The sequence below is a fragment of the Mycolicibacterium arseniciresistens genome (assembly GCF_030519285.1).
Taxonomy (GTDB): domain Bacteria; phylum Actinomycetota; class Actinomycetes; order Mycobacteriales; family Mycobacteriaceae; genus Mycobacterium; species Mycobacterium arseniciresistens.
In genome coordinates this window covers 1-9410 of record NZ_JAUMSQ010000294.1, presented here as the reverse complement: position 1 = coordinate 9410, position 9410 = coordinate 1, and the positions used below count along the sequence as shown (strand labels likewise).

The window sequence follows — 9410 nt, the reverse complement described above, 5'->3', positions numbered from 1 at the left end:
CCTGGCCGACGCGCAGTTCCGGCTGGCGTGCGACGTCACCGCGCCGCTGCTGGGCCCGGGCGGTGCGAGTGCGGTGTTCGGGCCGCAGAAGGGCGCCGGGCCGGCCGACGTCGAGCGGTTGGAGTCGGCGCTGGCCCGGTTCTCCGCGGTCGCCGGCGCGACCCACGTCGACACGCCGGGCGCCGGCGCGGCGGGCGGCCTCGGCTTCGCACTGCTGCAGTTCCTCGGCGCCGAGACCCGGCCCGGGGTGGAGGTGATCGCCGAGACCGTCGGCCTCGAAGCGGCGCTGACCGGCGCCGATTGGGTGTTCACCGGCGAGGGCGGCGTCGACGCGCAGACGATGCTCGGCAAGACGCCGTTCGGCGTCGCGCAGGTGGCCGCCCGCGCCGGGGCGCGGGTGGTGATCTTCGCAGGCCGTGTCGGCGACGACGCGGCGGTGCTGCTCGACCACGGGGTGGACGAGATCGTCGGGATCACCGCGCCCGGCACACCGCTTCCCGAGGCGTTGCGCACCGGCCCGCAGTCGTTGGCGCGCGCGTGCGCCGAGGTCTGCCGCCGGCTCTAGACGTCCTGGATCCGCGCCCAGGGCCGGGCCTGCTCGAGTTCGTAGGCCAGCCCGAGCAGCCGGGCCTCCTGACCGAGAGTGGCCGACAGCATCATCCCGACCGGCAAGCCGTCCGACGACTCGGCCAGCGGCAGTGAGATCGCCGGATCACCGGTGACGTTCTGCAGCGGCGTGAACGCCACCCAGTCCATCAGCCGGTCGATGATCTGCTGATAGTCCGCGGTCGGGTCGAGATGCCCGATCCGCGGCGTGACCTGTGCCAGCGTCGGGGTGAGCAGGACGTCGTGGTCGGCGGCGAGCCGGTTGGTGATGCGGCGGGCCCGGGACAGCCGTGCCATGGCCAGCGGCAGCCGGTGCAGGTTGCGCGCGGCGTGCAGTTCCAGGCCGAGGGTGAGGTTGTCCAGCTTGTCGCGGTCGAAGCTGGGGCCGAACGCGCGGCGGCCGCCGCGCACCAGCGCATACGACAGCAGCGCCCAGTACAGCAGGAAGTCGTCGCCGAAAGTGCTTGGCACCGGCGGGTTCTCGATGTGCGTCACCCGGTGGCCCAGCTCCTCGAGCAGCGTGGCGGTCTTCAGCGTCAGGTCACGCACCTCGGGGCTCGAGTCGCGGTCGATCGAGCGGGTGCACACCGCGATCCGCAGCCGCTGCCGCGCCGGTCCGGTGACGTCGCCGAACGGCAACAGCTTCGGGTGCCGGTACACCCGTTCGGCTTCGCGGTAGAACGCCGCGGTGTCGCGCACCGACCGGGTGAGCACACCGTTGGCGACGATGCGGATCGGCATCTGGCGCATCTGCCGGTCGAGCGGAAGCCTGCCGCGCGACGGCTTGAGTCCGACGAGCCCGTTGCAGGAGGCCGGGATCCGGATGGAGCCGCCACCGTCGTTGGCGTGTGCGATCGGCACCACACCCGCGGCCACGAACGCCCCGGATCCCGACGACGAGGCGCCTGCGGTGCGCTCGGGGTTCCACGGGTTGCGCACCGGGCCGAGCCGCGGGTGCTCGGCGGCGGCACTGAAGCCGAACTCCGAGAGCTGCGTCTTGCCCAGCGGGACGAGGCCGGTGGCCAGGAACGTTCGCGCGAAGTCGCCGTCGAGCTTCTCCGGGCGGGGGTCCCACGCGTCGGTGCCCTCCATCGTTGGCATGCCCGCGACGGCCACATTGTCCTTGAGGAATGACGGGACACCGTCGAAGAAGCCGCCGTACGGCGTTCGGGCCCTTGCCCTTTCGCGGGCGCGGTCGAAGGCGCGGTAGGCCAGGCCGTTCAGCCGGGGGTTGACCGCCTCGGCGCGCGCGATCGCCGCCTCCACGAGTTCGGCGGCCGACACCCGGCCCGCCCGTAGCGCGTCGACCAGGCCGACGGCGTCGAGGTCACCGAGGGCATCGTCGCCAAAGGCCCAGATACGACTCATGCGCCGACGGTACCAAGTGGTACCGCCGGCGCATGAGAGTGAGTCGCGTCAGCTGTGGTGGGCCGTCAGGCCTGGCCGACCTCGAAGCGGACGAACCGCGTCACGGTCACACCGGCATCGTCCAGCAGCGCCTTGACGGTCTTCTTGCTGTCCGACACCGACGGCTGCTCGAGCAGGACGACGTCCTTGTAGTAGCCGTTCACCCGGCCCTCGACGATCTTGGCCAGCGCCTGCTCGGGCTTGCCCTCGTTGCGGGCGGTCTCCTCGGCGATACGACGCTCGTTGGCGACGATGTCCTCGGGGACGTCCTCACGGGACAGGTACTTCGCCTTGAGCGCCGCGATCTGCAGCGCCACCGCGTGGGCGGCCGACTTGTCCGAACCGGTGTACTCGACGAGCACGCCGACACCGGGCGGCAGGTCCGCAGCCCGCTTGTGCAGGTAGGTCTCCACGGTGCCGTCGAAGTACGCGACGCGGCGCAGTTCGAGCTTCTCGCCGATCTTGGCGCTGAGGTCCGCGATGGTCTGCTCGACCGTGGTGTCGCCAACCGGGGCCGCCTTGAGCGCGTCGAGGTCAGTGGCCTTGGCCGCGGCGGCCGCCGCGACGATCTGGTCGGCCACCGACTGGAAGTCCGCGTTCTTGGCGACGAAGTCGGTCTCGGAGTTCAGCTCGATCAGGGCGCCGTCCTTGGCCGCGACGAGGCCCTCGGCGGTGGCACGCTCGGCACGCTTGCCAACGTCCTTGGCGCCCTTGATGCGCAGCAACTCGACGGCCTTGTCGAAGTCGCCGTCGGCGTCGACGAGCGCGTTCTTCGACGCGAGCATGCCGGCGCCGGTCAGCTCCCGAAGTCGCTTGACGTCGGCAGCGGTGTAGTTCGCCATTTCAGCCTTCCCTATGGGTTCGCAGGGGTGGTGGGTTCGGTCTGGATGTCGGCCTCGGGGGTGCCGGGCTCGGCGCCCGCGGCCGTCGGCGACGCGGTGGCGGTCGCGGTGGCGGACGCCAGCAGCTCCTGCTCCCACTCGGTGAGCGGCTCGGCGGCACCGTCGGCGTCGGGCTTGTCACCCGTGCGGCCGACGTTGGACCGGGCCTGCAGCCCCTCGGCGACCGCGGCGGCGATGACGCGGGTCAGCAGCGCGGCCGACCGGATCGCGTCGTCGTTGCCCGGGATCGGGTAGTCGACGAGGTCGGGATCGCAGTTGGTGTCGAGGATCGCGATGATCGGGATGTTGAGCTTGCGCGCCTCCGCGACCGCGAGGTGCTCCTTGTTGGTGTCGACGACCCAGATCGCCGACGGCACCTTCGCCATGTCGCGGATACCGCCGAGGCTGCGCTCGAGCTTGTTCTTCTCGCGGGTCAGCATCAGGATCTCTTTCTTGGTGCGACCCTCGAAGCCACCGGTCTGCTCCATGGTCTCGAGCTCCTTCATCCGCTGAAGGCGCTTGTGCACGGTGGAGAAGTTGGTGAGCATGCCGCCCAGCCAGCGCTGGTTCACATAGGGCATGCCGACGCGGGTGGCCTCTGCGGCGATCGATTCCTGCGCCTGCTTCTTGGTGCCGACCATCATGATCGAGCCACCGTGGGCGACGGTCTCCTTGACGAACTCGTACGCCTTGTCGATGTAGGTCAGCGTCTGCTGCAGGTCGATGATGTAGATGCCGTTGCGGTCGGTGAAGATGAACCGCTTCATCTTGGGATTCCAGCGACGGGTCTGGTGCCCGAAGTGGGTGCCGCTGTCCAGCAGCTGCTTCATGGTCACGACGGCCATGGGTGTACCCAGCCTTTACTTGTCGGTTGTCGCCCGGCGTCGGGGTGATGCCAGGCCCTGGTGTCCGCTGGTTGCCGGACCCGGCCGAAGTGATCTTCGGGACGGGACCGCCGGCATCCGGGTAGAACCGCCATGGGGCGGCCTGTGCAGACACGCGAAGTCAGCCCGCGCAAGCGAGCTGCGGTTAGCAGTTTACACCGTCTGACGGGGTGCTTTTGCCACGGTGACCTGGCCATCCACAGCTTCGGCGAGGGGCCTGGCGCAGCGGGCGTGTCATGCGCTGAGCTGGACCGATGCGGTGGCTGATGCTGATCGTCGTGGCGCTGACCCTGGCCGCGCCCTCGCACGCCGACGCTGGACGCCTGGACTGGCCGCTGCGGCCGCGCCCCGCGGTGGTGCGGGTGTTCGACGCGCCGTCGCCCAACTGGCAGCGCGGGCATCGTGGTGTCGACCTGGCCGCCGCGCCCGGCGCGACGGTGTACGCCGCGGGGACAGGCACCGTGGTGTTCGCCGGTGAGCTGGCGGGCCGCCCGCTGCTGTCGATCGCCCACCCCGGCGGCCTGCGGACCAGCTACGAGCCGGTGCGGGCGATCGTGCGGCCCGGCCAAATCGTCGCGAAGGGCACGGCGGTCGGTGTGCTCGACGCCGGCCACGCGGGCTGCCCGGCCGCGGCGTGCCTGCACTGGGGCGCGATGTGGGGTCCGGCCGCGCGCACCGACTACCTCGATCCGCTCGGGCTGCTGGCGGGCACGGCGATCCGCCTGAAGCCGGTCGCCGGCTGACCTCCCCCAGCGAGCGGGAGTGCGCCGGGCGGGGCCCATCCCTCCCACGTGACGACCGATAAAATCGGCGATCATGACGGAGCACGAGGCCGACATCGATCTGCCCATCGAATACCTCCCCGACGACGAGGGCTTCCGGTGGTTGACGATCGACTCCCCGACCGCCGACATGACGGGCTGGCGCGTCGAAGTCGGCGATGACGCACCCTGGTTGGTCTTCCGCAGCATGAAGCCCGACGTGAGCTACCGCGAGGTTCGCGATTTCCAGCGGGTGTCGTTCTCGGTCATCGGCGAGCGGTGGAGCGCTCCGGTCAACTGGGGCGAGCTCGTGGTGCGGTGGATGCCGCCGGACGCCGTCGAACAGTCGGCCTAGCTTCGATCGGACCGAGTGCGGATCACGCCCGTGGATGCGCCTGGTCGTGCACCGCGCGCAGCCGCGCGACGGTGACGTGCGTGTAGAGCTGCGTCGTGGCCAGCGTGGAGTGGCCGAGCAGCTCCTGCACGATGCGCAGGTCGGCGCCGCCCTCCAGCAGATGCGTTGCCGCACTGTGCCGTAGACCGTGCGGGCCGATGTCGGGTGCGCCGTCCACCGCCGCGATGGTCTGGTGCACGACCGTGCGCGCCTGCCGCTGGTCGAGCCGCTTGCCGCGGGCGCCGAGCAGCAGGGCGGGCCCGGAGTCGGCAGTGGCCAGTGCGGGCCTGCCGTCGGCCAGCCACGACGAGAGCGCCAGCTGGGCGGGCTCCCCGAACGGCACCGTCCGTTGCTTGTCGCCCTTGCCGAGCACCCGCAGCAGCCGTCGCGAGGTGTCGATGTCGTCGACGTCAAGGCCGCACAGCTCGCTGACCCGGATCCCGGTCGCATACAGCATCTCGACGATCAACCGGTCCCGCAGGGCGAGCGGATCATTCTGTTGCGCACCGGAAGTGGCGGCCGCCATGGCGTCGAGCGCCTGGTCCTGGCGCAGCACCGACGGCAGCGTGCGACGGGCCTTGGGCAGCTGCAGCCGGGTGGCCGGATCGGTGGCGAGCAGGCCGCGCCGCAGAGCCCACGCGGTGAACGTCTTGACCGCCGACGTCCGCCGGGCCAGCGTGGTGCGGGCGGCGCCGCCGCCGGCCTGCTCGGCGAGCCAGGACCGCAGCACGGGCAGGCTCAGCCCGGCGACACCGGCGCCGGGCAGCCGCCGGTCGAGGAAGGCGAACAGCGATCGCAGGTCGCCACGGTAGGCGCGGCGGGTGTGCGCCGAGCGCCCGCACTGCAGTTCGAGGTACTCGTCGAACTGGTCGAGGACCTCGTCGATCGTGGCCGTCACGCCCCTACCGTCGCAGAGCGCCCGCGGGTGTCTAGCCGACGCGCCGCAGCGTGTCCGGAGTGAGATCGGCCAGCGTCGGATAGCCGTCAACGGCCATCGTCAGGTCCGCCTCGGCCAGCAGTGACCGCAGCACGTGCACGACGCCGTCGACCCCGCCGAGCGCCAGGCCGTAGGCGTAGGGCCTGCCGACGCCGACCGCGGTGGCCCCCAGCGCCAGCGCCTTGACGATGTCGGCGCCGCTGCGGATGCCCGAGTCGAACAGGACCGGCAGCCCGTCGGCCGCGGCGACGACGTCGGGCAGGCAGTCGATGGCGGCCAGGCCGCCGTTGGCCTGCCTGCCGCCGTGGTTGGAGCAGTAGATGGCGTCGACGCCGCCGTCCTTGGCGCGCCGGGCGTCGTCGGGATGGCAGATGCCCTTGACGATCAGCGGCAGGTCGGTCAGCGAGCGCAGCCAGGGCAGGTCGTCCCAGGTGACCGGGTTGCCGAACAGCGACACCCAGTGCAGCACGGCGGCCTGGGGATTCTCCTCGGGCGTCTGCGCCAGGGCGGCGCGGAACACCGGGTCGCTGGTGTAGTTGGCGAGGCACTTACCGCGCAGCTGCGGGAAGTTCGACGTGGACAGGTCGCGGGGCCGCCAGCCCGGCACCCAGGTGTCGAGGGTGACGATGATGCCCTTGTAGCCGGCGGCCTCGGCCCGGTGCACCAGGCTGGCGGCCAGGTCGCGGTCGGTCGGGCAGTACAGCTGGAAGAAGCCCGGGGTGTCGCCGAATTCGGCGGCCACGTCCTCGAGCGGGTCCTCGGTCAGCGTCGAGACGACCATCGGGACGCCGGTGCGCGCCGCGGCCTTGGCGGTGGCCACGTCGCCGTGGCCGCCCTGGGCGCAGATGCCGATCACGCCGATCGGTGCCATGAAGACCGGGGACGGCAGGTCGAGTCCGAACAGGTTGAGCGACAGGTCGCGTTCGCGGGTCGCGCGGAACATCCGCGGCATCAGTCCCCAGTTGTCGAACGCGGTGCGGTTGAGGCGCTGGGTGCGTTCGTCGCCGGCGCCGCCCGCGACGTAGGAGTACACCGACGGCGGCATCGCGGCCTCGGCCTTGGCCTCCCAGTCCGCGAACGTCATCGGCATCGTGGGAAGGACGCCGGACAGGCCCTGCAGGTAGATCTCGAACTGGTAGTTACCGAAGGTCATGGCGGCCAGCGTGCCAGCCGGTGTGGGCTTGCGGCCAGCCCGGGTGTCAGCCGGCCTCGGCCTTGGCGAGTTCGGCCTTCCACTGCCGGAAGGTCTCCTCGGTGCGCCCGCGCCGCCAGTACCCGGAGATCGACGACGCCCACTTCGCGTCGATTCCGCGCTCCTTGCGGATGTAGGCCCGCAGGTTGTGCATCACGGCCTGCGCCTCGCCGTGGATGAACACCTGCACCTGGCCCGGCAGCCAGAGCGTCTCCTTCACCGCGGCGATCAGCGGCGCATGGTCACCCGCCCTCTCCTCGGGCACCAGGTCTGCCCGGCCACCGCGGTAGACCCAGATGATGAACACCCCCTCGGGCGCGGTGAGCTCGATCTGATCGTCCGGGCCTGCGACCTCGATGTACGCCCGCCCGACGGCGTCGGCGGGCAACGCCTCGAGCGCCGCGCCGATGGCGGGCAGCGCCGCCTCGTCGCCGGCGAACAGGTACCAGTCGGCCTCCGGGTCCGGTGAGAACGCCCCGCTCGGCCCCATCAGGTACGCCGGCTGGCCGGGCTCGGCCGCGGCCGCCCACGGGCCCGCCACGCCATGCTCGCCGTGCACGACGAAGTCGATGGTGATCTCGCCGCGCTCGGCATCGACCCGGCGCACGGTGTAGGTCCGCACGGTGGGCTGCTGCTCGGGAGGTAGCGCGGAGAAGCTGTCCATCGTCAGCGGGGTCTCCAGCGCCGACACGTCGACGCCGGGCGGCGGGAAGACGAGCTTGACGTAGGAGTCGGTGTTCTCGCCGGGCGTGAAGGTGCCGAAGCCGCCGCTCTGCCCGTTCCGGCCGTCGGTGTTGTTGCCGCCCAACACCACTCGGACCATGTGCGGTGACAGCTGTTCGCTGCTCACCACCTCGAAGGTGTGTATCGGACGTCCAGCCACTGTGTTCCTCCACTACGTCTTGCGGTCGCCTCGACTATACGAGCGTGCCCGTCCCGGCGGCCTGCTACCGATGGCGGACCAGTTTCCAGCGGCCGTCGCGCTGCGTGACCAGGCCTGCGATCTCCAGCGCCGCCAGTGGGCCGATGACGCGCGGCCCCGGCAGGCCCGCCGCCACCGCGACCTCGTCGAGGGTGCGGGCGCCGCGGGCGGGCAGCGCGTCGTACACCCGCCGCTGCGCCTCGTCGAGCCCGTCCAGCGGCGACATCGGCCGCTGCTCCTCGGAGGCCAGCTCGCCCATCCGGCCCACCAGTTCGACGACGTCCTCGGCCCGGGTGACCAGCTCGGCATCGCCTTCGCGAAGCAGCCGGTGACAGCCGACCGACACCGACGACGTGACCGGTCCCGGCACCGCACACACCGTCCGGCCGAGCGTCCGTGCCCACCCGGCGGTGCTGGCGGCTCCGCTGCGGGCGCCGGCCTCGACCACCACCGTGGCTCCGGACAGCGCGGCCACCAGCCGGTTGCGGGTGAGGAACCGCAACCGGCCGGGGCGCACGCCCGGCGGGTACTCGCTGAGCACCAGGCCCTCCTCGCCGATCCGCCGCAGCAGCGCGGTGTGGCCCGCCGGATAGGGCACGTCGACGCCCGCGGCCAGCACCGCGACCGTCAGCCCGTCAGACGCCAGCGCCGCCCGGTGGGCCACCCCGTCGATGCCGTAGGCGCCACCGGAGACCACGGCCACGTCGCGGGCCGCCAACCCCGCGGAGAGGTCGGCGGCGACGTGTTCCCCGTAGGCCGTCGCCGCCCTCGTGCCGACCACCGCGGCGGCCCGGCCGGGCACCTCGTCCAGGCGGACCTCCCCCACCACCCACAGCACCAGCGGCGGATGGCACTCCCGCGGCCGCGCCGATCGGCCGAACGCCGAGAAGGCGAGCGCAGGCCACTCGTCATCGCACGCCGTCACGATGCGGCCCCCCAGCCGTTCGACGGCATCGAGATCGTCTTGCGCGCAATCGATGTCGCGGCGCGCCTCGGTGTGGAACGCCAACCGTTCGCCGACGGCGCCGCGGCGGACGCGGTCGGCCGCTTCGCGGGCGCCGACGCGGGTGACGAGATCGGCGAGCTCGGGACACGGCGGCTCGGCCACCCGCGACAGGTAGGCCCAGGCGCGGGCGTCGGCGTTCATCGCGCACCGCCGAACTGGCGGAAGCCCAGCGCCGTGGTGACATCGTCGATCTCCGGAGAGGCACGGCCGGCGAGATCGGCCAGCGTCCAGGCGACCCGCAATGTGCGGTCCATCCCCCGGATGGACAACCGGCCGCTATCGACGGCGGTGCGCAGCGGTTTCATCGCCTGCGGGGACAACCGGAACCTGCGGCGCAGCAGCGCGCCGCTGACCTCGGCGTTGGTGCGGATTCCGTGCGGTCGCCACCGGGCCTCGGCCGCGGCGCGGGCGGCGGCCACG

General features: G+C 71.9%; 11 protein-coding genes. 3 read left to right on the top strand and 8 right to left on the bottom strand.

Translation table 11 applies throughout. The features are described 5' to 3' along the window. The coding region (locus Q2100_RS26050; protein ID WP_302916394.1) for a glycerate kinase at positions 1-565 on the top strand (565 nt) is incomplete at its 5' end. Here Q2100_RS26050 and Q2100_RS26045 read toward each other — a convergent pair. From Q2100_RS26045 to rpsB, 3 genes are all read right to left on the bottom strand, one after another. Further along, a complete protein-coding gene (locus Q2100_RS26045; RefSeq protein WP_302916393.1) occupies positions 562-1974 on the bottom strand; it encodes an amidase in 1413 nt (470 codons plus the stop codon). The two genes, Q2100_RS26050 and Q2100_RS26045, sit on opposite strands and share 4 nt — an antisense overlap. Before the next feature lie 65 nt (positions 1975-2039). After that, on the bottom strand, positions 2040-2855 hold the full coding sequence (gene tsf / locus Q2100_RS26040; RefSeq protein WP_264015334.1) for a translation elongation factor Ts: 816 nt from the start codon (positions 2853-2855) through the stop codon (positions 2040-2042). A gap of 11 nt (positions 2856-2866) precedes the next feature. Continuing rightward, positions 2867-3739: a 30S ribosomal protein S2 gene (gene rpsB, locus Q2100_RS26035; protein WP_264015333.1), complete on the bottom strand. Its 873-nt coding sequence runs from the start codon at positions 3737-3739 to the stop codon at positions 2867-2869. 293 nt (positions 3740-4032) lie between these two features. Between rpsB and Q2100_RS26030 the strand changes: the two genes are divergently transcribed. After that, the gene (locus Q2100_RS26030; protein WP_302916392.1) at positions 4033-4521 is read left to right on the top strand and encodes a M23 family metallopeptidase; all 489 of its coding nucleotides are present in this window, start codon (positions 4033-4035) and stop codon (positions 4519-4521) included. Between the two features lie 73 nt (positions 4522-4594). Further along, entirely contained in the window at positions 4595-4894 is a 300-nt protein-coding gene (locus tag Q2100_RS26025) for a hypothetical protein (protein WP_302916391.1), read from the top strand. A 22-nt stretch (positions 4895-4916) separates the two neighbouring features. Here Q2100_RS26025 and Q2100_RS26020 read toward each other — a convergent pair whose 3' ends face one another. The 5 genes from Q2100_RS26020 to Q2100_RS26000 form a co-directional block, all read right to left on the bottom strand. Continuing rightward, entirely contained in the window at positions 4917-5819 is a 903-nt protein-coding gene (locus Q2100_RS26020; RefSeq protein ID WP_302916395.1) for a tyrosine recombinase XerC, read from the bottom strand. 43 nt (positions 5820-5862) lie between these two features. Continuing rightward, the gene (locus Q2100_RS26015; RefSeq protein ID WP_269896450.1) at positions 5863-7023 is read right to left on the bottom strand and encodes a lactate 2-monooxygenase; all 1161 of its coding nucleotides are present in this window, start codon (positions 7021-7023) and stop codon (positions 5863-5865) included. Between the two features lie 46 nt (positions 7024-7069). Continuing rightward, positions 7070-7945, bottom strand: a complete 876-nt coding sequence (locus tag Q2100_RS26010; protein ID WP_302916390.1) for a siderophore-interacting protein — start codon at positions 7943-7945, stop codon at positions 7070-7072. 64 nt (positions 7946-8009) lie between these two features. Continuing rightward, positions 8010-9131, bottom strand: coding sequence for a DNA-processing protein DprA (dprA, locus tag Q2100_RS26005; RefSeq protein ID WP_302916389.1), 1122 nt, complete (start codon positions 9129-9131; stop codon positions 8010-8012). Continuing rightward, the coding region (locus tag Q2100_RS26000) for a magnesium chelatase subunit ChlI family protein (RefSeq protein WP_456094148.1) at positions 9128-9410 on the bottom strand (283 nt) is incomplete at its 5' end. The genes dprA and Q2100_RS26000, both read right to left, overlap by 4 nt.

Coding starts and splice junctions, on each gene's coding strand:
- Q2100_RS26045 (WP_302916393.1), bottom strand. CDS start 1,974: ATGAGTCGTATCTGGGCCTTTGGCGACGATGCCCTCGGTGACCTCGAC.
- tsf (WP_264015334.1), bottom strand. CDS start 2,855: ATGGCGAACTACACCGCTGCCGACGTCAAGCGACTTCGGGAGCTGACC.
- rpsB (WP_264015333.1), bottom strand. CDS start 3,739: ATGGCCGTCGTGACCATGAAGCAGCTGCTGGACAGCGGCACCCACTTC.
- Q2100_RS26030 (WP_302916392.1), top strand. CDS start 4,033: ATGCGGTGGCTGATGCTGATCGTCGTGGCGCTGACCCTGGCCGCGCCC.
- Q2100_RS26025 (WP_302916391.1), top strand. CDS start 4,595: ATGACGGAGCACGAGGCCGACATCGATCTGCCCATCGAATACCTCCCC.
- Q2100_RS26015 (WP_269896450.1), bottom strand. CDS start 7,023: ATGACCTTCGGTAACTACCAGTTCGAGATCTACCTGCAGGGCCTGTCC.
- dprA (WP_302916389.1), bottom strand. CDS start 9,131: ATGAACGCCGACGCCCGCGCCTGGGCCTACCTGTCGCGGGTGGCCGAG.